The following is a 26,130-nucleotide window of genomic DNA, read 5'->3' as shown; positions in this document are numbered from 1 at the left end:
TGGTTTTCCAAACATCATTGTCAATGTCCTGCCCATTTACTCCCGTGCCTTTGTTGGTTACAATAACGGGAGGAGGGATATCGATGCAAAATTTTTATCTAGAACAAATGCGTATGATGACGCAACATATGCGTGATGAACTTACGCAATTAGGGATAAAAGAATTAACCACTCCAGAAGAAGTGGATGAAGCATTAAAAGGGGAAGGCGCAAAAGGAACAGCTCTAATAGTGGTCAACTCTGTTTGTGGTTGTGCTGCTGGACTTGCTCGTCCTGCTGTTGGTCTTTCTTTGGAAAATGAAGTGAAACCTGATCATTTGTATACAGTGTTTGCAGGTCAAGATAAGGAAGCGACCGAACAAGCACGTACTTACTTTGGGCAAGAACCTCCATCTTCTCCATCATTTGCAATTATGAAAGATGGTAAGTTGGTTCATATGATTCATCGTCATGAAATCGAAAATGTACCAGTTGAAATCATTACAGCTAATTTGACTCAAGCATATAATGCATTTTGTAAATAAATAGACCACCCAAGCGCTTATTAAAGAGTGTTTGGGTTGGCTTTTTTTATTTTGCTATTTCTGCTCATAGAGAGGAGAACAATTTTTGGAGCTATTTGCAGCTTTTTTATTATTTATACTAATAGGTATGATGATTATGGCGATGGTTTTTTATCGACAGGCTAAGAAAATAAACAAAGAGAGAAATTATGTGTTGCCAAATCTCGGTACCAAAAACTATGGAGAAGAATACAAAATAGCAATGAAACATATGTTACAACATTTAGAACAATCTTATCCGAAAAATTATCGGGCATGGATTCAAGAAAGAGTGATTCGAGAACATTATATTAGTCTAATCGAATTTGAAAATCGCTGGTTTGAGTGGGAACGATTTTTAATCATGGCAGCATTATTGAAGACAACCCCTATGTATAGTGAAGAAGTAGATTCAGTTTGGCACGAAATGTTGATGTTCACACGGGAGTACGAAGAATTTTCTAATCTATTTTTAAAAACGACTCTACACCATGCACCAAATATATCAAATCCTGTTACCAAACAAACAGTAACTGATGAGGATACCCCATCTCCATCAGTAGAAACTCCTCAAGAACAAAGAGCATGGTTTGATTTGATTTACCTTCTTTTATTTGAACCTACTCCTTATAGTGTAACGGTTCTGGGCCCTTTTTTAAGGCATACTTTCTCCAAAGAAGTTATTTCAAACTTTAAAACCTTAACGCTAGATGAATTAAAAAAGAAATATTTTCATACAAACGTTATCGAGCATTTTGCTTTTATGGATGAAATCGTTGAGAGTTTAATTGCGCAGATTCAATCGATGATAGAAAAAGTAGATAGTCATGTGGATATACATGGAACGGATATCAAACGGTTTCGGTTGAATACCACTGTTCAACCCAAAAACGTACATCCCCTTCAGAATCATTTAATAGGAACTCTCTTTTTAACCATGTATCATTATGAGCATTTTTTTGAACAGAACAAAAAATGGTACAAGGAGAAGCTTGGACCCTAATCGTTTTCTTTTATAAAAAAGATCTGTGGGTTTACATCCTACAGATCTTTTTTGCTGTTTTCGAGATTCGTTTTATACGTTTTTTTCTATTTATCTGAAATTCTTATATAAAGCAGAGATCGATTTGTAAATTTATTTTGATCATAAAAACCTTTAATAGAGGGGTTGTTCGTGGATTTTAATTTTATGAGTCTTCTGAATTTTTTCTTCCCCCTTTACGATTTATGAATGCAATGTTACTATTATTCAAACGCAAAAAACAAATATTCCAAATAAACAAATCAATACATCTAACACCTTACTAAAAATGGGTTTGGATGAAACATCGAAGAATCCAACACACTAACGCTTTATTTCAAAAATTCTATAGGGGGGATTCACTTGATTGTCTCCTTCTTAGTTGCAGTCTAGTGTAGACTCCAACTAAGACAGATAAAAAAGCAACCCATCCGAAAGAATGAAAAAGGCGAAATTGAATTTGCGGACAGTAGAGTAAGACGCTAGAAATACTCGAAAGATATCGGGGTAACTTCCGTTGACAGAAGATTCCAACAATTACAAGGAGGAGTTTCTAATGGATTTACGACCAGTATTTAGAGAGTTTGAAAACGATGAGTACTTAGTGGTAGAGGCAGAACGCTTGAAAAGCCAAGGTACCAATTCTGATGAGATGTATGTTCTCGCTCATGATACAGATCGAACGAAAAGGGTAGCAAATGAATGTGGTCTAAATACACTTGGTGTAACAGAAGTAGGTGTAAAAGCTACCTTGCAAAATCTCTTTATGAAAAAAGGGGACGAGCTTCGTAACGACCTAGAACAAATTGGGTTTACTCGGACAGAAGCAGAGGAACTGGAGGAACGGCTCGATCAAGGGAAAATCTTCTTGATTGTAGAAACAAGACCTCAACACGATTCCTATCTCTACTAGTGAGAGCTGATAGTTGAAAAGATTACCAAAGTTATTGGTGATCTACTAGCGAATAGAGGTAAGTGGTTGTGACAGACATATACAAAGACTACATTTTCGTTCATGGTGGGTAGCGACTGCTTTCTACTAGAAGAAAAGTAAGTCGCTACTCTCTCTTTATTTTGAAATCAAACAGAATGGGAGAGGATCATGTATGATATGGACAATCATTAGTATTTTATTTATTGTATGGTTGGTAGGTTTTTTGACAAAGTTTACATTGGGTGGATTTATACACTTGCTTTTAGTGGCCGGATTGATTTTGGCGATATATAATCTTCTGCTAACATAGTGTCCTATGATCCAAAACCCACTCTCTATGTAATATTTGATTGAAAAAGGACTGGATGTCTCTATAAAAGAGAATCTAGTCCTTTTTTTGCATCACTTTCCAAAGAAAAACTGAAGAGCTGTAGGTAACTCTTTTTGCCATGTACCCCAAGTATGATCGCCTTCTTGTTCTAAATAGTGAACATTTGCGTCACCTGCTTGTAAAATAGCACGGGCTTTTCGGTTTCGCTGAACTAAGTCAACTTCTCCTATATGAGTGGAGACATTTGTTTCTTCCAAACCGATCGATTGGTAGATAGAAAGCCAGTTGAGTTTTTTATCGGACAGTGCTGAAAAGGTTTGTGACAGAAAAGCACCAGACTGTGATAATATCTTGTTCCATATGGATGAATGCTCAAGAGCCATATGTAAGGAAACGGTTCCTCCTAGGGAAGAGCCTCCAACTACTAACTGTTCCTTATTAATAGGATAACGATCCTGTATATAAGGAAGTAATTCCTCCGTCATAAAAGCGATGTGGGCTTGTTGTCGGTCTCCGATAGGGGAATATTCACGTGTACGAAGCTTTTTCTCTACTGGTATAGCTATCATAAGGAGAGGTTCTATTTTTTGTTCATCGATGAGTTTATTTGCTTGAGTCGCAATTCTCCCCAATGAAAAGTAGTCATCTCCATCATGTAGAAATAATGCAGGATATTTTTGATTTGTATCAAAGTCTGGTGGAAGATACACCAAAGCTTTTTTCTCTGTTTCCAGATGAGTACTATACAAATTTTCTTTTTTTATCGTTCGTTTCAAGTACTTTTGCTCCATTTTCTATTTCTCCTTCAAAGGTAGTCAAAGTTAGATAGTTCCTTTTATCATCCACCATATCGTATCAATCCATGTCATTTTTGTCAGCAATATTCACATATAGTAGGCAAAATATGAAGAGTTTGATAGGGTAAGTATTATTATTTCGTATAAGTGATAGTCTTTTATTATGTAAACGCAATTTTAATTCATTATTTATTTTTCAAGGAGTGTTTTTTGGATATGAAACAACAATCTGTCTGGATTCCGACACAAGAACAGATAGAACAGAGCAGATTATATAAATTTATGCAAAAGTTGAACTTTAAAAATTGGGATGATTTTTATCAATATTCTATTTCTGATGTAGGTAGGTTTTGGCATGATGTTGCAGTGGATATGGGGGTTATTTGGAATGAAGACTACAACGAAGTTATCCAATTAGACCAAGGAAAAGCTTTTCCTCGTTGGTTTGTAGATGGAAAATTAAACATTACTATTAATTGTTTAGATCGATATGTAGAAGATTCAATGAGAAGAAACCAACTAGCCCTTATATGGGAAGGAGAAGACGGTAAGTCTACCAAGTATTCATATCGTGATCTTTTATACGAAGTAAATCGATTTGCAAAACTTCTTCTCCAGATGGGTATAGGACCAACAGACCGAGTTGTTATATATTTGCCTATGATAGCAGAAAATGTGATTGCCATGTTAGCGATAGCTCGAATTGGAGCGATTGCAGTTCCTTGTTTTTCTGGGTATAAATCAGTTGCACTTCAATACCGGATCAAAGACTGTGGTGCAAAAGCGGTAATTACCGCAGATGGATTTTGGAGACGCGGTAAGTTGATACGTATGAAAGATGAGGTAGATAAAGCAATTGAAAACACAGCAATTGAAAAAGTTGTTGTAGTGAAGAAGTTAGGGTGTTATATCGAAAAAAATGAAAACACAGATATTTTTTGGGATACTCCCGTAGATCAGCTGCCGCCAGCTGTTCCATATATAGCTGAAGCAGATGAAACTTTCATGATTTTGTATACTTCTGGAACTACTAGCAAGCCAAAAGGTACTGTACATACACATGCTGGTTTTCCTATTAAGGCTGGGTTTGATGCCGGTTATGTGATGGATGTTGGTATTGGAGATATATTGTTTTGGTCTACAGATATGGGATGGATGATGGGGCCTTGGATGGTGTTTGGTGCGTTGATGAATGGAAGTACAATGCTGCTTTACGAAGGCACTCCAGATTATCCTACACCAGACCGACTTTGGTCGATTGTAGAAAAATACGGGATAACGCATCTGGGAATATCTCCTACTATTGCCCGTTCGCTGATGAAACATGGCGAATCGTGGCTTACGACACATGATACCAGTTCCCTGCAGGTTTTTGGTTCCGCAGGGGAACCATGGACAGAAGAATCTTGGTATTGGTTATTTGAACAAGTTGGAAAAAAACAAATTCCTATTTTTAATTATGCAGGCGGGACAGAAGTATCTGGAGGTATATTGGGAAATATTTTAATAAAAGCCCAAGTCCCCTGTGGTTTTAACAGTTTTATGCCGGGTATGGATGCGGATGTATTAGATCCATCTGGAACCTCTAGCACTCAGACAATAGGCGAGTTAGTGATTCGACAGCCATGGGTAGGAATGACAAAGGGCATCTGGAACAACAAAGATCGATACATGCTGAGCTACTGGGCAAGATGGAAAGATGTATGGGTCCATGGAGATTGGGTTAGTAAAGTTGATGGACATTGGTATACACATGGTCGATCAGATAACACGATAAAAATTGGCGGTGCGAGGTTGGGACCAGCTGAGCTGGAGTCCATTTTGATTAGACATCATGCAGTTTTAGAGGCTTGTGCTATCGGTGTTCCGCATAAGGAGAAAGGCGAATCTGTTATTTGCTTTGTCATTTTGCATCATCTTTCAGAAGTTGAAGATACTAGTGGACTTGAATCAGAATTAACTCAGTTTGTCGCAGACAAAATGGGAAAAATGTTTCGCCCTAAACGAGTTTATTTTGTTCCTGATCTTCCAAAAACAAAGAATGGAAAAATATTGCGTTCTGTAGTGAGGGCTACTTATTTAGGTGAAAAACTAGAGGATTTCTCATCGCTGGAAAAATCAAAGGCGGTAGAAGCAATTAAACAGTGCCAGAAATTCTAATGCAGTTCTCTTTTTGGAAAGAAGAAAAAATAGACGTTAAATGTATCAAAAAAGCCATTTGATGAAGAAAATCGATGGCTTTTTTGATTTGTCCATAGATTGTATTATTTTCCCCATCGGAAAATTTGGTATGATAGAACGGATGGCAATGTTTGCATAATTAAATAAAGTAAAGGGGATGGAACATGAACGGCATTGGCATCATACGAAAAGTCGATCATTTAGGTAGAATAGTATTGCCTAAAGAATTAAGAGAAAAATTAAATATCCAACCTCAAGATGGTGTTGAGATATTTGTTGATGAGACTCATATTGTACTGAAACGCTACAATCCTAGTTGTGTGATCTGTGGAAGTATTGAGCAGCTTTTTTATTTCCGTGAAAAAATTATCTGCGAAGATTGCGTAAATGAAACTTCTAAATATGCAACAACACCTACAGAATAGTCGGGTTTCCCGGCTATTTTCTTTTGTAAATAAATTAATTTCAAACAAATTTATTACTGAAAACCGATGCAAACCAAGTAATTTTTACCACGAACGCCTAACGTTATCTTGAATAGACTAATTAGACAACAAGATGGCGGGGTGTCCTATGTTAATTAACCATTTATTGCCATGCGGGGCATTAACGAATACAGGAAGCGCATTTTGGCAGATGATTTCCCAGCAAGAAAAAATAAAACTGTTGCATTTTATGCGTTTTGTTCGATTGTTTGATAGGAGAATGGTCTTATGGCAAAGGCAAGGAAAGATCGGAACTTATGCACCTGTGGAAGGACAGGAGGCATCTCAAATTGGAAGTGCACTTGCTTTGAATAAACTGGATTGGATTTTTCCAAGTTACCGTGAACAAGGTGTTGCCTTTACACTCGGAATTCCTACAACTTCCATCATTCAGTATTGGAGTGGTCATATAGAAGGGTGCAAACCTCCAATTGGTTATCGATATGTTCCTCCAACAGTGCCTATTGCTACACAGTTGCCGCATGCAGTTGGAGCAGCATGGTCGATCAAAAAACGAAAGGAAGATGCTATTGCAATCGCATATTTTGGCGATGGTGCTACATCGGAAGGGGATTTTCATGAGGCGTTAAATTTTGCGGGTGTTTTTCATCTACCAGTGCTTTTTTTCTGTCAAAATAATGGATATGCCATAAGTGTTCCATTTGAAAAACAATCTGCTACCAAATCTGTGGTTGATAGAGCAAAAGCATATGAGATCGATGAGTACCAAGTAGATGGAAATGACATATTAGCCGTTTATGATGTGATTAAAAATGCAAGAAAGAAAAAACGACCAGCATTAATTGAAGCTATGACATACCGAACTGGAGCACACACTACAGCAGATGATGCAAGTCGATACCGCTGCGAAGAAGAGGTAAGAGTCTGGCTAAATCGTGATCCTCTTTATCGCTATGAACAATTGTGTATAAAGGAAGGATTATTGGATGAAGAACAGCTGACAAAAGAAGACGAAAAAATGGCAATTCATTTAGATCAATCCATGAAAGAAGTAGAACAAAAGACACCAAATCTCCCATCAGGATTATTTAATCATGTTTATTATCAGTTGCCAAATTGGTTAGAGAAGCAACAAGAGGAGGCATCGGAAGATGTTAACAATGGTTCAGTCCATTGCTGATGCACAGCGTGTTGCCCTTGAGTTGGATGAAAATGTTTTGCTATTGGGAGAGGATATTGGCAAAAACGGTGGAGTTTTTCGTGCGACAGAAGGTCTTTGGGAGCAGTTCGGCAGTGATCGGGTTATTGATACTCCGTTGTCTGAAGCTGGCATTGTAGGTTCATCTTTGGGGTTAGCGATGGGAGGATTTAAACCAATTGTAGAGATACAGTTTTTAAGTTTTATTACACCAGCATTTGAGCAGATCGTTTCCCATGTTGCTCGTATGCGATTGAGATCTCAAGGGGTTTTTTCCAATTCGATGGTGATTCGAGCTCCTTACGGTGGTGGAATCGGCGCACCAGAATTGCACTCAGATTCCACAGAAGCTTATTTTGTTCACACTCCAGGTTTGCGTGTAGTTGTCCCTTCCTCTCCTTATACAGCAAAGGGTTTACTGCTGGGGGCGATTGAATGCCCTGATCCAGTTCTCTTTTTAGAACCCCTTCGTCTTTATCGATCTCGCAAAGAGGAAGTCCCTTCCTCTTATTTTACTTGTCCGATTGATAAAGCAAAGCGATGGAGAGAAGGAGAAGATGTAACGTTAATCGGATGGGGTGCGATGATTCCTATCCTTATAGATGCAAGTCAAATGCTTATCGAACAAGATATCTCAGCTGAGGTGATCGATCTACAGTCCCTTTCTCCAATCGATGAAGATACCATCTTTGATTCAGCACGAAAGACGGGAAGGGTTGTTATTGTCCATGAAGCCCCCCGCACATGTGGAGTTGGGGCAGAAATAGCTGCTCGGCTGTCTGAAGAAGTAATCGATTCACTGGAAGCACCGATCAAAAGAGTAGCTGGCTATGATGTGCCATATCCGCTATTTGCATTGGAACATGCGTATTTACCAAATGTGAACAAAGTCGTACGCGCAGTAATGGAGTTAGTTTATTTTCAATAGTGCAGAATTTTTCACCAGAATTCTTGGTAAAAAGTTCTGCTTTTTTTCATAAAAGAGATGAGTATAGGAAAGTACTAATTGAGACTCCACACGACTAGAAGTCGTGGGATTCTTAGGTAGTTAACGCACGCAATCCATTTCTGTTTTGTGCAACTCCTAAGTTCAGGGCTGTCTCATCAGCCCATCCCATGCAGTTAGAAGTGTACCCACATGGGCGGAACGCCTGTTACCAGCGTTCTAGTTCTTCTCTGCCTCTAATGGTTTTACTCGGTGGAAGACGTATCCATTTGTCACCGAAACCCTATACCATTACATTTTCAAAGAACAAACCTACAACCAGTAGGATGATCACCGATCATGCGTTCTAATATACAAAATATTTGTTGCTCTTGCAACCCCTATTTTTGGGGGTTTTGAGCAACGTCGTCTTTCATCCCACGATTCAAACCGTGGGATGAAAGACGACAATTGCTGTAAAATAAGTTTTTGGAAGTGGTCGAAAAATGGATCAAACGACAATCACGAGAGCCTTTTTTGGCACATCATTAGCTTTTCATATTATTTTTGCCACTCTAGCAGTAGGCATATCTTTTATGATTTTGGTAAGTGAAATTATTTATCAACGAACGAAAGATAAAGATTATGAACTGATGGCAAAACGTTGGACAAAGACATTTGCGATTTTATTGGGAGTCGGGATTCCTAGTGGAACGATCGTTGCTGTTCAGCTCACTTTGTTATGGCCTGGTTTTATGAAAATAGTCGGGCAAGTGATCTCGATTCCTTTTCAAATTGAGATTTTTGCTTTTTTCTTAGAAGCATTATTTATGTCCATCTATGTATATGCAGCAGATCGATTGTCTGGAAAAATGCGGGTTCTATCTGTTTTTTTTGTCTGTTTGGGGGCAACAGCATCTGCTGCGCTCATTACTTCTGCGAATACATGGATGAATACACCAGCAGGCTTTGATATGTATGCAGATGGAACAATTACAAATGTGAATACATGGGCAGCTTTCTTCAATCCGAGCTATGGGTGGGCTGCTTTTCATGTATCTATCAGTGCTTTTATGGCCGGTGCATTTGCCATTGCTTCTGTGTCGGCATATCGATATCTCAAAACACCAACACAAGAGAGGAAAGTCCTTGTTTTTCATCGGAAAAGTTTATTGGTGTCTTTGGTAGTGGGATTTCTTATGAGTGCCATCACAGGTTTTTCGGGTCATGGTTCTGCACAAGGTTTACATGAGCATTCCCCTGAAAAACTAGCTGCCGCCGAAGGATTATTTGAAACCCAGCGTTATGCTCCTCTGTCTATCGGAGGGTATACTGATCCCGCTACTCATGAAGTGAAATATGGAATCGAAATACCTTATGCTCTTAGCATATTAGCTGGAAATTTGCCAAGTACAGAAGTGAAAGGTTTATTTGAATTTCCAGAGGAAACTTGGCCTCCATCTTATGTTCATACTTTGTTTAATGCAATGGTAGGGGTTGGTATGCTTTTACTTGCATTATCTTTTATCGCTCTAGTTTATTGGTGGTTTTTTTATCGTAAACGGAAAAAAGCATTTCCCAAGTGGTTGGTGCGACTTCTTGTGATCTCAGGTCCTTTAGCTATGCTTGGTATAGAGTTTGGTTGGATTTTTAGCTGTAGTGGCCGCCAGCCTTGGACAATCTATGGGTATCAACGCACGACGGAAGCAGCTACAAGAGCAGCTCATGTTGGTGATCTGTTTGTATTGTTTGGCTTGTTGTATTTGTTATTAAGTGTATTGGTTGTCGTTGTCATGCATGTTTATTTCAAGCGGAATCCGCTAACAAAAGAATTGGCTAAACGAGGTGATATAGATGCTACCTGAGGTGATTGCTAGCTTTATCGTAGGGATATTTCTTTTTTTATATGCGATTTTTGGTGCAATCGATTTTGGTGCTAGCTTTTGGTCTATGTTTTATTTGCGCAGACATACAGATGCGGGGGTGATTGCCAACCGATTTTTATCCCCGACTTGGGAAGTAACCAATACATTTCTAGTTCTTTTGGTTGTCTCATTTGTTAGCTTTTATCCAAAAGCAGCCTTTACACTAGGTACTGTTTTACTTGTACCTGTTAGTATTGTTCTTATTCTCATTAGCTTACGGAGTGCGTTTATGGTTTTTGCCTATTCTGTCCAAAGTTACCAACAAACACTTCGTATCATTTCAGGAATAGCAGGTTTTTTTATCCCGATCTTATTAATTAGCGCATTACCAGTCACCCAAGGTCCTTTTATTGCCATCCGTCAGGGTGTCGAAACGCTACTTACCGCCAAATGGTTGACGAGCATATCTACTTACTACTACATGTTATTTGGTCTAACATCAGAACTCTTTCTGTCTTCTCTTTTTCTTGCGGATTATGCACGGGAAGCTGGGAAAGAAGAAACATATCGAATTTATCGACGAAATGCTAGAATTGTGGGTCCTGCGACTTTGGTTTCTGCAATATTAGTCTTATTGGTATTGGAGCCGGAATCCAAATGGTTTTTGGATAACCTAAAGGAGCAAGTGGAATGGTTTATACTCTCGATTCTCTTTTATTTAGTTGGTTATAGCGCACTCTGGTGGCCAGATGCTAAGAATGACAGTATCGGCAAGCCAAGAGTTGCAGTGTTGTTAATCGTGGTGCAGTATATCATTGCAAGTTACGCTTACGCGGCTGCTCATATGCCGTATATTGTTTATCCATATATGACAATAACGACAGGATTCACTGGGGAAGTTACCTTTCGTCCGTTGTTTTGGGTGTATGTGGTAGGATTAGCAATTTTGGTTCCTGGATTTTATCTTTTTTGGAGATTATTTTTAAAAGATCGCAGATATTTGCGTCAAGAAGATTAATAAAATCCCAACCATTCTATGCAGATGATGGTTGGGATTTTTACTTGTATGTGAAATAGTGATCGTAAAGGATATATAAATTTTGGGAGCAATAAAAATTAGTACTTGTTTTCATGAATATTGACCGGTAGATCAGATATAATTATAATTTTTACTAATCGTTAGGTTAGTAAGTGAGAGAGGAAGAAATAAGTTGCCTCAAAAACTTTATGAAAAAGAAAAAATTTTGGAAGCGTGTCTTGCGGTATTTGCACAATATGGCTATAAAAATACTTCCACAGGGAAGTTGGCAGAAGCGGCTGGTATTTCGAAAGCATTAATCTTTCATCATTTCAAAAGTAAAAAGAAGCTGTATTTTAGCTTATTGGAACATTGCTATCAAAAGGGTGGTCAAGCATTCCGAATGGATACGGTCCTGAAAGATGGGGATTTTTTTCAAGCGGTTAGCCTTTCCATGCAAAACAAATTTGAATATTACCGAAAAAATCCTAATGAATCCAAGTTGGTGTATGAAGCTTTTTATTTGACTCCTGATGAATTAAAAGCTGATTTGGAAGACGAATATGGAGATGTGTTTCAAGAGAAGGATCAATTGTGGGAACAATTATTTTCCAGAGTATCTCTTCAATCAGGAATCAAACGAAATGAAGCAATGGAGTTCCTGATGATGACTTTGGAGCATTTTGAGAAACAATTTTTAACTGAACTGACAGATAAGAATGCGATAGATGATGAGTATGCGATGCGTTTATATGAAAAGATGGATCGATTTTGTCATATGGTTCGTAATGGAATTGAGACTTCGGATTAAGTAACTTTGTTTTTGAATTGAAATAGAAATCCCGCTTTCATCTTTGATGGAAAGCGGGATTTTATTTCGTTTTAGAGGAGAATAGATTTTTTTTGCATGGCTATCAAGTATTTTTTAAAAATACATTGACCAATCGGTTAGTATAGAGTATAGTCTTAACTAACCGATTGGTTAATAAAATGGAATATGGATTGTTTTATTACTTGTGATGATGAGAAATTATAGGATTACAAGCGTGTTTTTAGAGGAGGATTATCATGAATAATCAAAAAGATAAAATCGAAAAAATATCTATTCCTGCGTTCGATACCGCTTACTGGCAAAAGAAACTCGATGAGCTTCGAGCAATTCATCGAGTTCCTGGTGCATCTTTAGCAGTGCTCATCGATGGGAAAATACACGAATTAGGTAGTGGGGTATTGCATCGAGGAACTGGAGTAGAGGTAACTACTGACTCCTTGTTTCAAGTAGGATCAATCACGAAGATTCATACGGCGACACTCATTATGCAATTAGTAGAATCTGGAGATCTTGATTTAGATACCCGTGTGATAGATGTACTGCCTGAGTTTGGCACTGCTGATGAGGAAGCGACCAAACAGATCACCATAAGGCAGCTGCTCAGTCATACTAGTGGTCTAACCTGCGATTTTACATATGATACTGGTCGAGGGGATGATTGCCTCGCTTTATACGTTGAAGCAAGCAAAGAAGTAGCTTTAGATTGTCCTCCAGGAATGGCAATTTCCTATAGCAGTGTAGGATACAATGTATTGGGGCGTATTATTGAAGCAGTTACAGGTCAGACTTGGGATGAGGCATTGAGGGATAGGTTGTGTGTGCCGTTAGGGCTTAAAAGTACTGTGACATTACCAGAAGATGTACTTCGTTTTCCAGCGGCGATGGGTCATCTAGGTGTACCTGGACAAGACCCAGAACCATCATCAACATGGAATCCATTACCACGATCGTCTGGTCCTTATGGTGGAGTTCTCTGTGCTACTGCTGCTGATATTGTTCGTCTAGCAAAAATGCACCTTGATGGAGGAGCAGCTTTTGATGGGACACAAGTGTTAAAACCTGAAACAGTATATACCATGCAGCAACGAGAAGTAGATTCTCCTGACAAGTGGACAGTGAGTGCTGATGGTTGGGGATTGGGGTGGACACTTTACGATTGGGAAGGAATAAAAGGCTTTGGTCATGACGGAGCTACAATCGGTCAATATGGCTACTTGCGGGTGGAACCGATCAGTGGAGTCGCCATTGCTTTGTTAACAAATGGAGGAGGAGCTCACCAACTTTACACTTCTCTTTTTAAAGAGCTTCTGAGTGAATTGGCTGGGGTGAAAATGCCGCCTGAATTTGAACCATCAGCTGTTCCTCCTGTTGTGGATGTTAAACCATTTGTCGGTAATTATAGACGTGAAGGTGTTTTCATACGCATCACAGAGCAACGTGGTAAACTTCATTTGGTTTATGAGTTTGTTGATGGTATGAAAGATCTTTCTCCTCCAATCAAAGTTAGTCTTATACCAATCTCAGAAACAGCCTTTGCAGCTCCTGGGTCAGGAGTGGTCAGCAATGACTGGATGCCTGTAGTATTTTCTACACTAGCGAATGGAACGCAATGTTGTTATATCGGCATGCGTTGTGCGCCAAAAACCAATTAGATTATCATTTTCATATGAAAAAGACGGAGTCCCAGTAATATATTCCCGTCTTTTTTGTGAATTAGTACAGTGTTTTTAATGCTTCTGGCGAATAAGGGACCATTTCATTTGTATCTCCCCTATGCAATTTACTTGCCCAAGCTGGGTCAACTAATAAGGCACGTCCAACTGCGACCAGATCAAATTCTTGTTTTTCCAATCGATCGATTAAGCTGTCAATAGGATCAGTTTTTGCGTTTACTCCTGGGGCAAATACATCATCTAAACCGACAGAACCTACTGTGATTACAGGTTTGTTCGTTATTTTTTTGGTCCATCCAGCTAAGTTCAAGTCCGATCCTGCAAATTCGGCTTCCCAAAAACGGCGTGTAGAAGCATGAAAAATATCTACTCCTGCTTCGGACAGTGGAAGGAGAAGTTGTTCTAGTTCTGTTGGATTTTTTGCTAATTTTTCCGTATAGGCTGCTATCTTCCATTGGGAAAAACGAAACACGATTGGAAAATTAGGTCCTACTGCTTCTCGGCATGCCTCAAGCACTTCCACCGCAAAACGTGTTCTTTCTGCCAAATCACCACCATATTTATCAGTACGTTTATTGGTAGCATCCCATAAAAACTGATCAATCAAATATCCATGTGCACCATGCAGCTCGATTCCGTCAAAACCGATACGTTTTGCTTCTGCTGCTGCTTGAGCATAGGTTGCAATGATAGCTTCGATTTCTTCAATTGTCATCGCTTCGGCAACTTTTTCACCTGTCGAAGTAATACCAGAAGGGCTGATTGGCTTTGCATCTGGAAAAGGAAGGCTGCCTATGGGACGTTGAATACCAACATGCCAGAGTTGAGGAATGATTTTACCACCGACTTCATGAACCGCTTCGACCACTTTGGACCAACCTTGTAACGCTTCTTCTCCATAGAAAAAAGGAACATTTGGATCACTGGAAGCAGCAGGATGGTTGATGGCAGTGCCTTCTGTTATGATCAGACCTACTTCATTTTCTGCTCTCCGTTTGTAGTAGGCAGCTACTTCTTCCGTTGGAATCCCATTGGGTGAAAAAGCACGTGTCATAGGTGCCATCACAATCCGATTCGAGAGCACCAGATTTTCGGTTTGTAGAGGTTGAAACAGTAGTTTTGCATCAACATTCATTGAAATTAGCCTCCAATTTATTTATTTATTTATTTACTTTTATTTTCTTTTGTTTTCCTGAAAAAATGCCTCGAACTTTATTTTACCTTTTTTGGATAACCATTTGTCAAAAGTCATGAGGCTGGGATGGATAGTTCGTAAGTAAGATAAATCTACATAAATGCCTCCTTTGTTGATCCATTCATATAAATGGGCTATATCTTCATTCTGTCGGCGAAGTTCCTCAAGTGGAATTTGTTTGTACATAATTGTTTTTCCTGAAATTTTCGTAATAGCCGCTGCGATATCGACAGGAGTGACAGCATCACTAGCAAGCGGTATAGTTTTACCAAGGTATTTATCGGGATTTTTAAACGCGAGCGAGACGAATACTCCGATATCTTTCACAGCTATGAGATAGGTAGGTATATTTGGATTTGTAGCATCAGCATAAATTCCGTCTTGTAATCCATAATGAGTAAATGCAAGAAAGTTTTCCATAAAGACAGGAAGTCTAAAAACGGTTGCTGGTAGACCGATTTGTTGAATATATTTTTCGATTTCCCATTTCGCTATATCGCGAAATTTTGCTTGTTCATCTGTTCCCGCAAAAGATGTATAAACAAAATGCTTCACATTTGTTTTTTTTGCTGCATCCGCAACATTTTTGCCCAATCGAACTTCTTTCCACATATCAATAGGCTCAAAAGGTTGTACACTAAATACTCCATATACATTTTTCATTGCACCATCAAGTGTAGATCGATTTTCTAAGTCACCTTTTATGACTTCTATATTATTTGCTATGAGCGTTTTTGCCTTCACGCTGTTAGGATCTCGAGTAAGTGCTCGTACCTTCCAACCTTCTGCCAATAACTGAGATAACACGGAACCTCCTTGTTGCCCAGTAGCTCCTAAAACTAAAATTGTTTTATTTGATTTATCCATCTGTTCTCCCCTCCTTGATATCCGCTACTTTCATGGTAAGGCAGATGGTATACTTTAGTAAGAACGCACTTTTTTTTGGTATATCCTCTTTGCATAGAGTTACTGATAAATAGTAAGTAGGTGAGTATCATGAATATAAACGATATGCAAGTTTGTAGCATCCCTATAAATGCTGCATTAGATGTCATCAGTGGAAAATGGTCTTACTATGTTATTGCTCAATTGTGTCACGAAGCACAGCGATTTAATCAACTGCGGAGAAATATGGGGAATATTAGTATAAAGTCGTTAACAGATACGCTTCGTCAGTTAGAAAAAATGGATGTTGTCCATCGGGAAGTTTATCCTACTGTGCCAGTCAGTGTGGAATATTCGCTTACCCAAAAAGGGAAAGAGTTCGGTGTGATCTTGATTCAAATGCGACAGTGGGGCGAGAAATGGGGTCATACTTTACAAAGCGGAGAGGAAGAAGCGATGGGATGAGAGTAATCATCACGGGAGTAACAGGAATGGTGGGTGAGGGCGTGCTGCATGAGTGTTTGCTCCATGACGATGTGGAGCATGTGCTGGTTCTGGGCAGAAAGCCATGTGGCATCTCACATCCTAAACTAAAAGAGATTCTCCAACCGAATTTTTTTGATTTATCAGAGATAAAAGATCAGTTAACTGATTATAATGCTTGTTTCTTCTGTTTAGGTGTTTCCTCTTTTGGAATGAAAGAAACGGAGTATGCTCGGATCACTTATGATCTAACGTTATATATCGCAAATCTCTTGGTAAAGCAAAATCCTGCTATGGTTTTTTGTTATGTTTCTGGTGCAGGTACAAATAGTTCGGAAAAAGGAAGAAGTATGTGGGCAAGAGTGAAGGGCAAAACGGAAAATGATTTGTTGCAACTTCCTTTCCATGCGATTTATTTATTTCGAGCTGGTTATATGCAGCCTACCAAAGGATTAAACAATACAAAGCGATGGTACTATCTGTTTACTTGGATGTATCCTGTATTACAACGACTTTTTCCTGCTTATGTTTCTACTTTACGTGAAGTCGGCTTAGCAATGATCCATAGTGTTCAACGCGGTTATCCTGCTTCTATTTTGGAAGTAAAAGACATCGTGAAGTTAGCAAAAGAGTGAGATTCTCGTTCACTCTTTTTTTATTGATTTAAAATACTTTCTTCCAGCATTCCTTCTTTATCTCCATAAACTCGGATAATGTGTTGATCCCCCCAATTACACAAGGCATTTAATATCCCTTCAAGGCTATGCCCATAGTCACTGAGTTCATATTCCACTTTTGGTGGTACTTGCTGATAAATAATTCGATTGATAACGCCATCCTCTTCTAATTCTCTTAGTTGCTGGGTGAGCATTTTTTGAGTGATAGCAGGCATCAGTTTTTTCAGTTCACTTGTTCGTTTTTTTCCACGCATCAGGTGACAAAGAATCACACATTTCCATTTCCCGCCGATTACTTCTAAGGTAGCTTCAACAGATATATTGTACTTCTTTCTATTCATGGTTTCCCTCTTTTCTATATTTTGGGGGTATCATTCCATGCAAATAGTGTGGAATGGAGATAACATTCGGTTTTTGTCTGACTTTGTCTGTTCTAAAAAAATATAACTTTATTATAACCAAGAAAAGATTGTAAGTATCTTTTTTAGAAGATTTATTCTTTTTTCTTCAAGGTATCTATTCTATAATAGAAGCAAGTCGTGAGGAGAATATGATGACTTCTGACCAGTCTAACCAGCGAATCGACTACATCTCACGAGCTCCTGAAGCAGCTCGTGAACAGTATGAGGAAGAGTTGAGTGCGATCTACGCCGCTCTCTCACTGGATGATGTGAGCAAAGCGTTTGAATTGATCGAACTCCTCATCCAGAAGATCTCAGCGAGTCTCAGGAGCATGGAGCTGCACTCTGATGAGTACGGGGACCTTCATCTGCTCTGGGAAAGACTGTCTGATACGAGGTTGGGTATCCGTTTGGGTACCTGATACCTCAGGCTGGATCCAAATTCCGGATTCAGCCCAAGTTAATAAGGAAACTTTATATAGAAAAAAAGAAAAACACATAACAGTTAGAAGGTTGTGTGTTTTTGTTTGGAAACAAATTGTTGTTCGACAAGGGGACGGTTCTTTTGTCGCATAAATTGTTAAGATGGATGTTAATGAAGAGGATTTGACCAAGAGATTAACCAATCCTATACAGATTTTTAAATCGTAACAACAGTTGAAGTATTTGTTTTTACATATGTTGAGCACAGGGCATAGGATGGAGGAACACAAACTTCAAAGAAAAAATAATGAGAGACTTTTGCCGACTGAAAGCCCACGGTTTCAATCGTGGGAAGAAAGACGGGATTGCAATGGTAATTAATATTCTGAATGTTGTAACATGTGCTCTGTGCTCGTCCTAGTGGGGAAGGCAGAGTTTTTTGAATTTACTACATGTATCTATCTTGACAGAATTAGTAGGATACCCTTCATAAACATTAAGAGCCTGTTGCATAAATAAAAGTTGAACACTGTGATGTGTGTGCACCTAAGGGCACAAGTCGCACTATGCCAATACCTACGGTAGCAAGTTGCGCTATGTTTTCCGCGTCTGTTGTGGAAACAAACACAAAGGACGATCCACCCTCACACATCTTCGCTTTCCAAGTGAATAATGCAACGACCTCAAAATATCACCTCCATAAATTATTACTGTTCGAAAGCCATAAGAACGTCCTTCAAGCGCTCATCGAATGCAGCATCAAACGATGGAATTATTTCCTCTATTCGCTGTTGAAATAGTTGAGGGTCCTGAACACCAAGCTCTGTTCTTAATTGTTTTTCTTCTGGTGAACCATTATCGTTCAATATCATGGTAAGTATTTTTTCATTAAAGAATTTACTAGGAGGTAGAACCAAGGAATTCATCAAGAACTGCATGAGATAAAATCTGCTGTCACCATTTGTTGCCAATTCCGTTGCCTTTTTTGTAAACAAGTCGATGTATTTTTGGGCGAATGTAACCCCTTTTAAGGGTGTTGCACCAATATATTCGACACCTTTCCATCGTAAATCAGCAGTAGAGCTCAGCCACCAAGCCGGTTCGATGGTTTCCTGCATTCGATGCAGCACGTGTCGCTCAAAATATGGCTGTGGATTGCTCCTCTGTTCTTCTAGGCAATTTGCAATTGTTTCCGCTTCCATTGCAGCAACCGTCATTCCTTGTCCATAAATGGGGTCAAAGGTACAGAACGAATCTCCCAGAACAAGCAGTCCTGACGGCCAATTCTCTATTTGCTCGAAATGTTGCCGAATTGATTCAGACGTACGATATCCGCGAGGACCTTGAAAAGGTTCTAAATTACCCACGATTTCGAAAATTTTTGATGTACCTAGATTCTTAAGTTCCTCTTTATATTCATTCGGTTTCGTGGAAGGATAATGCTCACCACCCGCGCTAAACAGCAATGTTCCAGCTATATTATCTTCAATGCGCATTAGCGTACCAGTACCAATTCCTTTAGCTGGATGTGCATCAGATATAACCGATTTCCAGTGTTTTTCCGCTTGCGGAGGAATCTTGTAGTACTGGGTACTATAGCCAAGAGATACCTTGAGTACCTCTTGATCCGGTACAGTATGACCGAGCAAATTCAACCATTTGATGACCTTCGAAGTGCGACCAGCAGCATCGATCACCATGTCTGCTGTTAGCATACCTTCCTGTTTATTCTGGTTGCGCTCTTTTGTATATACTCCAATAATTGTTTGTTGGTCTTTGGATGACATTAAACCTGTAACTTCCGTATTGGTTAAGAAGTGAACATGATGGATGTTTTGTACACGGCGACGGAGCACCCATTCTAACAATGCTCTGCTGCTTGAAGCACTCCCGGAAGGAGGACGGACTACAAGAGTACCGAACTGATTAACAAGCATCATCTCTTCGGCGTCCGAGGGATGAGCACCGTGGTCTAATAGATCATTTGTATAACCAGGAAAGTAGCGCTCTAAAATCATATGACCGCGTGGCAGTACACGATGAGGATGGAAAGACTGTGGAGTGCCTTGCCTATTGGCTGGTGTTGTCGATAATTCATCGCGTTCCACAATATATACCTCTTTATAATAATCCGATAACATTCTTGCCGTTATCAATCCAGCGATTCCTGCCCCAATAACTACAGCTTTGTTCATATTTGACATGATTGCCATCCTTCCATTGTTCTCTTTTTTCAGGCGTTATTCTTTCTTCAAATGCTAACTTTAAAAGGAAATTGGGATTGTCCTTCATGGTTTAATCTTTCTGTATCTCCCGAAAATCAAGTATGGGATAAATTTGATCTCTTAATTGGAATTCATATTTTTCACTTACAATCCCTACCACTTTGTTACTGTCATAAAGCTCCAACATAAAACCAGCCATTTGCTTAGCTGTGTGATGCATAGGGAGATTTGCTTTGTAATCAAATTCTTTTCCATCCATTGCATGTTTCATGAATTCTGTTTTCGTTACTGCTGGTGCTAAAACTTTCACCTTCATTTTTGCACTTTTTTGTTCAAGTTCTTTTGCAAGCCCTTCTGTGAATGCACTAACAAAATATTTGGATGCAGAATAAGTAATACTACTCATAGCAATTGCATATCCGATTGTTGATGATACGTTAATTAATTGTGTTCCCTCCACTTGGGAATAATCTCTTACAAATAGGGTAGAAAGGATTGTCAATGATTCTATATTGAGATGCAACATGGTTTCTACTTTATCTAAATTTTGATCGGTTACAGAAGATGCTTCTCCTATACCGGCATTATTATCCAAGTCTTAATTTGATACTTCTTTAAACTGTTATACAGTGTATATGCCTGGTCAGTGACAGACAGATCACTTGTATGAATAACAACATCTAAATCAGGATTATTTTTCTGAATTGCTGATTTAAGCTCCTCTAATCTTTCTAATCTTCTTGCTACGATAATTAAATTTTTGCCACGAGCAGCAAACGCTAAGGCGGTTTCATATCCTATCCCTGAGCTTGCTCCTGTAATAACGGTGTATTTCATATCATTCTCTCCCTGAAAACATATTCAGATTGAAATTTATTCGTTTATCCAAATAACAATATATCTCAGTCTAGTTTTGACAAAGTTTTATTGATCGTTTTTGTTTCCTACGAATGAATGATGAATAAACTGAGAAAGCCCTTTGATATCATCCTCACAAATACTCCCATTCACAGAGTCATCCGCTACTTCCCTTCATCATGCTGCCGTCTCCACAGAAGGGCATATAGGCCATTCAATGAAAGCAATTCTTTATGGCGGCCTTGCTCCACGACCCGCCCACGATCCAGTACAACAATCTGGTCGGCATGCTGCACGGTTTTGAGTCGGTGAGCGACTACGATGACAGTTCGGCCTCGAACAAGCCGATCGATTGCTTTCTGAATCTCCACTTCGTTCTCTGGATCGAGGGAAGCTGTTGCTTCATCGAGGAGAATGATCGGCGCATTTTTCAGTATTGCCCTGGCAATGGAAATTCGCTGTTTTTCTCCGCCTGACAGTGTGCTTCCCCCTTCGCCTACCATCGTGTCGAAACCATTTGGCAACTTCATAATAAAGTCGTGACAACAAGCAAGCCGCGCTGCTTCCTCGATTTCCTCTCGCGTTGCGTCGCTTCGTCCGAACCGGATATTGCCTGCAATCGTATCCTGAATGAGGTACACATCCTGAAACACCATGGATACTTTTTGCAACAACGATTCTGGGTTCATGGCACGAATATCCTCTCCACTCATTGTCACCATTCCCTTTTCCGGGTCGTAAAAACGGGCAATGAGCCGAAGAATGGTACTTTTGCCGCTACCCGAAGGGCCGACCAATGCGGTGAAGGAACCTGCCGGCATACTTACGTTCACGTCGCGCAAGACTGGTTGATCCAGATATCCAAACGTAACCTGTTTCAATTCGACATCATAACCTTCAGGGGGATGCCGCTCTCCTTGCATGACTGGTTCCCTCAAAAGCTGCACGATGCGTTCACCCGCCTGCTCGGAATAGCGAAACTCCGCATATCCTGCGAGTGCTGTCGTCAGCGGATCGAAAATGCGGGTTCCGATGATCAGGAACGCTACGAATGTGATAATATCCAAGCTCTCGTCTAGCAACAGATGAACGCCAACCATGACCATCAGGGTAAGACCAGCACGAACACAGACAATCGCGCTCAGCACAATCGGTCCCAAAATCCCTTCAAAACGGATGCTCTGCCGCATCAATTCCCTGAATGACTGTTCTAGCCGTACAAAACGTTCTCCAGTCAGGTTATAAGCTTTGATCACCTGAATACCGTTCAAGTATTCTTGCAACCGGTTGGAAGCATCGATCTTGGCACGTATATGTTGAGAGCCGAGTTTGCGCTGAATGCCGGACGTCAAGAGCACCAGCAGAATTGCCACCGGCAACGCCGCGAAGAGGGAAAGCGCCAGTCGCCAGTCGAGAAAAGACAAGCCGATCAAGGCTAGAACCGGCATGATAGCAGCCCCTATCATCTGTGGAACTAAGTGGGAGATGCTATGTTCTATCACTGCAAAATCGCCCACCATCATATTGGCAAGATCACCCGGATCGCGCTTGTTTAGGTACCCTAAAGACAACTTGCGCAAATGCTCGGCAAGACGCGACCGTCCATCCGCTGCTGCGCTGTATGCGTCACGGTATTGGGAACGGTAGGCAGGAATTTCAGAGACGAACAAGAGAACAAGCGAAACCGCCAGACCGCCGCACACCCACCAGAGTCGTGCTGTATCAAGCGGTGTATCGGGGTGGACAAACGGATTAAAGATCAATTTCGCAGCTTCTACCAACAGCACAAAAGGTATCAATCCCACCAAATTAGAAATGATTGTGTAAAAAACAGGTTTGATCAACGAGTGCGGATTATCCGCCGTAATGTTGCGTAGCATGTTCATGTTCAGCATTCACCTCCTGTTTGCCCATATGCCATTGTGCCGCATGACGATAGGAACGCCACATGCGACTGTACAAGCCGTTAGCAGAGATGAGGGATTCATGTCTTCCCTGCTCGACGATTCTCCCACTTTCCATAACGAGAATTTGCTGCGCATCTCGAATGGTTGACAGTCGATGAGCGATAACGATGACCGTCTTGTTTTTCATCAACACTTTCAACGCCAGCTGCATCTCATACTCGTTTTCCGGATCGGCAAACGCCGTGGCTTCATCGAGCACAAGTATGGGCGCGTTTTTTAGAATCGCTCTAGCCACGGATATCCGCTGTTCCTCCCCGCCGGACAAATAAACTCCTCCTTCTCCAATCAGCGTGTCATAACCAAGCGGAAGCTTCTCAATGAACGAATGACACTGCGCCGCCTTTGCTGCTGCGTAAACTTCTTCCGACGTTGCTTCTGGCAGCCCAACCGCGATATTGTTGTACACGGTATCGGAAAACAAAAACGATTCCTGAAACACAAATGCTACGGTGTTCATCAGATCAGAGGTCGCCATTTTGCGAATATCCACATCACCAATGCGGATCGCTCCCGTGTTCACATTCCAGAAACGAGGCACCAGATTGGCAACGGTCGATTTGCCCGCTCCCGACGGACCAACGAGCGCCGTCACTTCCCCTTGGCGGGCGGTAAAGGAAATGTCCGTAAGTACATTGGTATCCGTAGGATCCGTTCCATATGAAAAAGAGACATGAGCGAATGAAACATCGAAAGAAGTCGGTCTTCTCGAATGCTCAGGTTCCGGAATATATTCTTGCGCCAATATGCGGTCGATGCGCTGAACGCCCTCCTTAATATCTCTTAGAGTTTCAGCCAGAAACATGATTTTAAACATCGGGGTGGATATGCTTGGTGCCATAACCAAGAAAAACAGCAGAATGGTGGCGAAGGCAATACTTCCCGGATCACGACTCAAGAAAAACACGCCGACAGGCAGAACAAATGCGGCAATCGAGCCGAGAATCACATTAAAAATCAAACTTCCGTTTTGAAACTGATCCGATAATTTCACACCATTGTCACGGTAGCGGATCATGTCATGATAAAATTGGCGGAATGATTGCACGGTTTGCCCGAACACCTTGACAACTGGCATTCCCCGCACATACTGGACGGCTGAGGCATTCATCCGTTCCAGCGAATCATGGCATTGCTTGAGGTTTTCTTTCGTCTTCGGACCGCTTATCAGCGCGATCTGAAACGCGAAACCGAGGACAATCGGCACGATGCACGCAATCGCCAGCCAAACATTTAGCGTAAACATCACGACGATCGTCAAGATTGTGGTGACAGCAGCATGAACGAGATCTGGCAAATGATGAGCAATGAACATTTCCACTTTCTCCACGTTATGTTCCAGCGTTTTCTTGACAGCTCCCGTCGAATTACTGTTCAGCCAGCCAAGTGGAAGCTTGCCGATATGGCTGGAAAGCTTGATTCTGAGACCATAAAGAATACGAAAAGCGGCGATATGAGAAACCATCCCTCCTGCATACATCATGACCAAGCCGGATACTAAGCCTATTAAAGCAATAACGCCCCAACGGATCATCTTTGCTCCATCTGTCAAAACTGGTGATGCTGCGTGTTCCAACAACTCTTTCAAAATGAAAAAGACAGAAACGTAAGGCACCAGCATGCAAACGGCGCTAAGCGAAGATAACAGGCCAGAGACCAGCATCAGTCCGCGCTTCTCTCCAGCGATTTCCAGTAATCTGCTCACCCCTGTTTTATTTGTCATTTTCACCCTCCCAATATCACATCATTGAGCTTGGTTCAGCATGTCGTCGATGTTTCATCAAGCAGCGATTTCTTCCCCAAAGCCTTCATGGTTTTTAGAATACAGCCGAATCGATTCCTTCTCTACCACTAGATGGAGTATTTTCGCGGTCACAAGGAGATTGAACCCAAAAAAAGACTGCTCAAAAGAACAGTCTTTCAATCAAACAATTTTCAAGATTATATATGCTGCAAATCAAAATGAACGTCTACGCAAACTTCCGGGGTTCACACCGTACTTATTCCGAAACGCTTCCGAAAAGTAACTAGGGTTGGCATAACCTACCGTAAGCGAAGTTTCATTCACATTCAGGTCTCCTTGTTGTAAAAGGAGAAAGGCTTTTTCCAGACGTTTTTCCCTCAAATAACCAAATACGGTCGTTCCATATAATTCTTTAAAGCCAATTTTTAATTTGTTGTCGTTAAGGCCAATCATACGAGCAAGTTGGATTAGCGAAGGGGGATTCGTCATATTCTTCAACATAATATCTCTTGCCTGTTGTATTTTTTGTCTGTCAATTCTGGATAACTTCGGAAGTTTTTGCTCAAAAAGGAATGATTGAAAGGCCGACATTAGAAGCTCCAACGCAATGCACTCCAGTTCCAAGTTTCTCACGCTTTGCCCGGCTTGTGTCAACCGTCTAATGAGTACGGCAGCCGCTGGATCAATGAGCTCATGAAAAAGGCGAAATGGTTTTCTCCCAAGAAGACTGAAGAAGTCAAGATGTCTGTCACCCGAGATATCTTCCATGTAATGATGAAAGGTCGAGATAGGGAGCGCGATTGACAAATCCTGATAAGGCTGATTACCAGTAAATTCGAACTGCGCTTTCCCTGCGTCAATTAGCTCAAGCGCACACATCCCAGGTGCAAATTCGTATTGATTTCGTTCGACATGAATGACTCTCGTTCCTTGTAAACAATAATGAATCTCAACCATTGGCGTTTTTGTCGTTAGCGGCATCAGGAAGTCTCCATAAAATGTCAAGTCGGAAAATACGATATCAAGATCAGTTCGAGGAACAAATCGACGAAAAGTTCCTTCTCCAATTTGCGTACGAAGAGGGATTGGTTTCGGAACATTTGGCCTTTGTAGCTGCAGCCCGAATCCATCAAAAAACAAATGAAAGTTATGATGGAAGTCTACCATTTTGTTTCTACTCCGTTTCGCAAAAATTGTGCATATCTCTATGGATATCATAACTTAAATATCACAAAGAAGCCTAGAACAAAGATCAACTTCAAAAACTAGACGATTGTTCTAAATTCAACACCTACATACAAAAGTTATAAATATATTGCCAACAAATGATAATATTCAGTATTCAAAAATTACTACGATATATTGTTCCTGTTAAGAAAACGAATATTTGTCCGAAGTAATAAAGCAAAAACGAACCTTTAGGCGAAGAAGAAGCACTGGTGTTTATGAGGAGATTGGATAACTTGACAACATTGGACGGATATTACCAGTATTCAGCCCAAGAATATAAGA

At 40.4% G+C, this 26,130-nt stretch carries 23 protein-coding genes and 1 pseudogene; 15 read left to right on the top strand and 9 right to left on the bottom strand.

Annotation, left to right across the window (positions count from 1 at the left end):
* Positions 1 to 83: 83 nt before the first annotated feature.
* The 4 genes from GSM42_RS09140 to GSM42_RS09125 all read left to right on the top strand — a co-directional run bounded on the left by GSM42_RS09140 (position 84) and on the right by GSM42_RS09125 (position 2,807).
* A complete protein-coding gene (locus GSM42_RS09140; RefSeq protein ID WP_160801238.1) occupies positions 84 to 524 on the top strand; it encodes a BrxA/BrxB family bacilliredoxin in 441 nt (146 codons plus the stop codon).
* An 85-nt stretch (positions 525 to 609) separates the two neighbouring features.
* Entirely contained in the window at positions 610 to 1,545 is a 936-nt protein-coding gene (locus GSM42_RS09135; RefSeq protein ID WP_160801237.1) for a glycine-rich domain-containing protein, read from the top strand.
* 574 nt (positions 1,546 to 2,119) lie between these two features.
* Positions 2,120 to 2,476, top strand: coding sequence for a YflT domain-containing protein (locus GSM42_RS09130; protein ID WP_160801236.1), 357 nt, complete (start codon positions 2,120 to 2,122; stop codon positions 2,474 to 2,476).
* Positions 2,477 to 2,669: 193 nt separating this feature from the next.
* Complete coding sequence (locus GSM42_RS09125) at positions 2,670 to 2,807, top strand: lmo0937 family membrane protein (RefSeq protein ID WP_160801235.1); 138 nt, start codon at positions 2,670 to 2,672, stop codon at positions 2,805 to 2,807.
* Positions 2,808 to 2,899: 92 nt separating this feature from the next.
* Here GSM42_RS09125 and GSM42_RS09120 read toward each other — a convergent pair whose 3' ends face one another.
* Positions 2,900 to 3,619, bottom strand: coding sequence for an alpha/beta hydrolase (locus GSM42_RS09120; RefSeq protein WP_160801234.1), 720 nt, complete (start codon positions 3,617 to 3,619; stop codon positions 2,900 to 2,902).
* 222 nt (positions 3,620 to 3,841) lie between these two features.
* Here GSM42_RS09120 and GSM42_RS09115 point away from each other — a divergent pair, with 222 nt between their 5' ends.
* The 8 genes from GSM42_RS09115 (at position 3,842) to GSM42_RS09080 (ending at position 13,742) form a co-directional block, all read left to right on the top strand.
* Positions 3,842 to 5,785 (top strand): AMP-binding protein, encoded by a 1,944-nt coding sequence (locus tag GSM42_RS09115; protein ID WP_160801233.1) that lies wholly within the window; start codon positions 3,842 to 3,844, stop codon positions 5,783 to 5,785.
* A gap of 185 nt (positions 5,786 to 5,970) precedes the next feature.
* The gene (locus GSM42_RS09110) at positions 5,971 to 6,231 is read left to right on the top strand and encodes an AbrB/MazE/SpoVT family DNA-binding domain-containing protein (RefSeq protein WP_160801232.1); all 261 of its coding nucleotides are present in this window, start codon (positions 5,971 to 5,973) and stop codon (positions 6,229 to 6,231) included.
* 148 nt (positions 6,232 to 6,379) lie between these two features.
* The gene (locus GSM42_RS09105) at positions 6,380 to 7,432 is read left to right on the top strand and encodes a thiamine pyrophosphate-dependent dehydrogenase E1 component subunit alpha (protein WP_237446534.1); all 1,053 of its coding nucleotides are present in this window, start codon (positions 6,380 to 6,382) and stop codon (positions 7,430 to 7,432) included.
* Positions 7,404 to 8,378, top strand: coding sequence for an alpha-ketoacid dehydrogenase subunit beta (locus tag GSM42_RS09100; protein ID WP_160801230.1), 975 nt, complete (start codon positions 7,404 to 7,406; stop codon positions 8,376 to 8,378). Before GSM42_RS09105 ends, GSM42_RS09100 begins: the two co-directional genes overlap by 29 nt.
* A 503-nt stretch (positions 8,379 to 8,881) precedes the next feature.
* Positions 8,882 to 10,240 (top strand): cytochrome ubiquinol oxidase subunit I, encoded by a 1,359-nt coding sequence (locus GSM42_RS09095; RefSeq protein WP_160801229.1) that lies wholly within the window; start codon positions 8,882 to 8,884, stop codon positions 10,238 to 10,240.
* Entirely contained in the window at positions 10,230 to 11,258 is a 1,029-nt protein-coding gene (locus GSM42_RS09090) for a cytochrome d ubiquinol oxidase subunit II (RefSeq protein WP_160801228.1), read from the top strand. Before GSM42_RS09095 ends, GSM42_RS09090 begins: the two co-directional genes overlap by 11 nt.
* A gap of 193 nt (positions 11,259 to 11,451) precedes the next feature.
* Complete coding sequence (locus GSM42_RS09085; RefSeq protein WP_160801227.1) at positions 11,452 to 12,069, top strand: TetR/AcrR family transcriptional regulator; 618 nt, start codon at positions 11,452 to 11,454, stop codon at positions 12,067 to 12,069.
* A gap of 257 nt (positions 12,070 to 12,326) precedes the next feature.
* Positions 12,327 to 13,742: a serine hydrolase domain-containing protein gene (locus GSM42_RS09080; protein ID WP_160801226.1), complete on the top strand. Its 1,416-nt coding sequence runs from the start codon at positions 12,327 to 12,329 to the stop codon at positions 13,740 to 13,742.
* A 61-nt stretch (positions 13,743 to 13,803) separates the two neighbouring features.
* On the opposite strand, the gene GSM42_RS09075 is transcribed toward GSM42_RS09080, so the two are convergent.
* On the bottom strand, positions 13,804 to 14,898 hold the full coding sequence (locus tag GSM42_RS09075) for an NADH:flavin oxidoreductase (protein ID WP_160801225.1): 1,095 nt from the start codon (positions 14,896 to 14,898) through the stop codon (positions 13,804 to 13,806).
* A gap of 39 nt (positions 14,899 to 14,937) precedes the next feature.
* Positions 14,938 to 15,825: an NmrA/HSCARG family protein gene (locus GSM42_RS09070; RefSeq protein ID WP_160801224.1), complete on the bottom strand. Its 888-nt coding sequence runs from the start codon at positions 15,823 to 15,825 to the stop codon at positions 14,938 to 14,940.
* A 129-nt stretch (positions 15,826 to 15,954) separates the two neighbouring features.
* On the opposite strand from GSM42_RS09070, the gene GSM42_RS09065 reads away from it, so the two are divergent.
* Together GSM42_RS09065 and GSM42_RS09060 are read left to right on the top strand one after the other, a co-directional pair.
* Positions 15,955 to 16,308, top strand: coding sequence for a winged helix-turn-helix transcriptional regulator (locus tag GSM42_RS09065; RefSeq protein ID WP_160801223.1), 354 nt, complete (start codon positions 15,955 to 15,957; stop codon positions 16,306 to 16,308).
* Positions 16,305 to 16,961 carry a Rossmann-fold NAD(P)-binding domain-containing protein gene (locus tag GSM42_RS09060; RefSeq protein WP_160801222.1) on the top strand — a complete coding sequence of 219 codons (657 nt, stop codon included), beginning with the start codon at positions 16,305 to 16,307 and terminating at the stop codon, positions 16,959 to 16,961. The genes GSM42_RS09065 and GSM42_RS09060 overlap by 4 nt, the downstream gene beginning before the upstream one ends.
* A 20-nt stretch (positions 16,962 to 16,981) precedes the next feature.
* On the opposite strand, the gene GSM42_RS09055 is transcribed toward GSM42_RS09060, so the two are convergent.
* Complete coding sequence (locus GSM42_RS09055; RefSeq protein WP_160801221.1) at positions 16,982 to 17,344, bottom strand: winged helix-turn-helix transcriptional regulator; 363 nt, start codon at positions 17,342 to 17,344, stop codon at positions 16,982 to 16,984.
* Between the two features lie 209 nt (positions 17,345 to 17,553).
* On the opposite strand from GSM42_RS09055, the gene GSM42_RS09050 reads away from it, so the two are divergent.
* Positions 17,554 to 17,826 (top strand): hypothetical protein, encoded by a 273-nt coding sequence (locus tag GSM42_RS09050; protein WP_160801220.1) that lies wholly within the window; start codon positions 17,554 to 17,556, stop codon positions 17,824 to 17,826.
* 708 nt (positions 17,827 to 18,534) lie between these two features.
* Here the strand turns inward: GSM42_RS09050 and GSM42_RS09045 are convergent.
* The 5 genes and pseudogenes from GSM42_RS09045 to GSM42_RS09025 form a co-directional block, all read right to left on the bottom strand.
* Positions 18,535 to 20,031, bottom strand: a complete 1,497-nt coding sequence (locus GSM42_RS09045) for an NAD(P)/FAD-dependent oxidoreductase (protein ID WP_160801219.1) — start codon at positions 20,029 to 20,031, stop codon at positions 18,535 to 18,537.
* Positions 20,032 to 20,122: 91 nt separating this feature from the next.
* Positions 20,123 to 20,889: pseudogene (locus GSM42_RS09040) on the bottom strand (SDR family NAD(P)-dependent oxidoreductase).
* Positions 20,890 to 21,074: 185 nt separating this feature from the next.
* Entirely contained in the window at positions 21,075 to 22,796 is a 1,722-nt protein-coding gene (locus GSM42_RS09035) for an ABC transporter ATP-binding protein (protein WP_160801218.1), read from the bottom strand.
* Positions 22,765 to 24,597, bottom strand: coding sequence for an ABC transporter ATP-binding protein (locus GSM42_RS09030; RefSeq protein WP_160801217.1), 1,833 nt, complete (start codon positions 24,595 to 24,597; stop codon positions 22,765 to 22,767). Before GSM42_RS09030 ends, GSM42_RS09035 begins: the two co-directional genes overlap by 32 nt.
* Positions 24,598 to 24,831: 234 nt before the next feature.
* Positions 24,832 to 25,785 (bottom strand): helix-turn-helix transcriptional regulator, encoded by a 954-nt coding sequence (locus GSM42_RS09025; protein WP_160801216.1) that lies wholly within the window; start codon positions 25,783 to 25,785, stop codon positions 24,832 to 24,834.
* Between the last annotated feature and the right edge of the window lie 345 nt (positions 25,786 to 26,130).

Origin of the sequence: Shimazuella alba, assembly GCF_009831235.1 — a bacterium.
GTDB classification, from domain to species: domain Bacteria; phylum Bacillota; class Bacilli; order Thermoactinomycetales; family Thermoactinomycetaceae; genus Shimazuella; species Shimazuella alba.
Note: the sequence above shows the minus strand (reverse complement) of the source record. Positions and strands in the feature narration are given on the sequence as shown.

Excerpts from the sequence above, each read along its gene's own strand:
- GSM42_RS09130 (WP_160801236.1), top strand. The coding sequence starts at position 2,120 with ATGGATTTACGACCAGTATTTAGAGAGTTTGAAAACGATGAGTACTTA.
- GSM42_RS09045 (WP_160801219.1), bottom strand. The coding sequence starts at position 20,031 with ATGTCAAATATGAACAAAGCTGTAGTTATTGGGGCAGGAATCGCTGGA.
- GSM42_RS09140 (WP_160801238.1), top strand. The coding sequence starts at position 84 with ATGCAAAATTTTTATCTAGAACAAATGCGTATGATGACGCAACATATG.
- GSM42_RS09090 (WP_160801228.1), top strand. The coding sequence starts at position 10,230 with ATGCTACCTGAGGTGATTGCTAGCTTTATCGTAGGGATATTTCTTTTT.
- GSM42_RS09070 (WP_160801224.1), bottom strand. The coding sequence starts at position 15,825 with ATGGATAAATCAAATAAAACAATTTTAGTTTTAGGAGCTACTGGGCAA.
- GSM42_RS09095 (WP_160801229.1), top strand. The coding sequence starts at position 8,882 with ATGGATCAAACGACAATCACGAGAGCCTTTTTTGGCACATCATTAGCT.
- GSM42_RS09050 (WP_160801220.1), top strand. The coding sequence starts at position 17,554 with ATGATGACTTCTGACCAGTCTAACCAGCGAATCGACTACATCTCACGA.
- GSM42_RS09075 (WP_160801225.1), bottom strand. The coding sequence starts at position 14,898 with ATGAATGTTGATGCAAAACTACTGTTTCAACCTCTACAAACCGAAAAT.
- GSM42_RS09035 (WP_160801218.1), bottom strand. The coding sequence starts at position 22,796 with ATGAACATGCTACGCAACATTACGGCGGATAATCCGCACTCGTTGATC.
- GSM42_RS09110 (WP_160801232.1), top strand. The coding sequence starts at position 5,971 with ATGAACGGCATTGGCATCATACGAAAAGTCGATCATTTAGGTAGAATA.
- GSM42_RS09080 (WP_160801226.1), top strand. The coding sequence starts at position 12,327 with ATGAATAATCAAAAAGATAAAATCGAAAAAATATCTATTCCTGCGTTC.
- GSM42_RS09060 (WP_160801222.1), top strand. The coding sequence starts at position 16,305 with ATGAGAGTAATCATCACGGGAGTAACAGGAATGGTGGGTGAGGGCGTG.
- GSM42_RS09030 (WP_160801217.1), bottom strand. The coding sequence starts at position 24,597 with ATGACAAATAAAACAGGGGTGAGCAGATTACTGGAAATCGCTGGAGAG.
- GSM42_RS09100 (WP_160801230.1), top strand. The coding sequence starts at position 7,404 with ATGTTAACAATGGTTCAGTCCATTGCTGATGCACAGCGTGTTGCCCTT.
- GSM42_RS09025 (WP_160801216.1), bottom strand. The coding sequence starts at position 25,785 with ATGGTAGACTTCCATCATAACTTTCATTTGTTTTTTGATGGATTCGGG.
- GSM42_RS09055 (WP_160801221.1), bottom strand. The coding sequence starts at position 17,344 with ATGAATAGAAAGAAGTACAATATATCTGTTGAAGCTACCTTAGAAGTA.
- GSM42_RS09105 (WP_237446534.1), top strand. The coding sequence starts at position 6,380 with ATGTTAATTAACCATTTATTGCCATGCGGGGCATTAACGAATACAGGA.
- GSM42_RS09065 (WP_160801223.1), top strand. The coding sequence starts at position 15,955 with ATGAATATAAACGATATGCAAGTTTGTAGCATCCCTATAAATGCTGCA.
- GSM42_RS09125 (WP_160801235.1), top strand. The coding sequence starts at position 2,670 with ATGATATGGACAATCATTAGTATTTTATTTATTGTATGGTTGGTAGGT.
- GSM42_RS09115 (WP_160801233.1), top strand. The coding sequence starts at position 3,842 with ATGAAACAACAATCTGTCTGGATTCCGACACAAGAACAGATAGAACAG.
- GSM42_RS09120 (WP_160801234.1), bottom strand. The coding sequence starts at position 3,619 with ATGGAGCAAAAGTACTTGAAACGAACGATAAAAAAAGAAAATTTGTAT.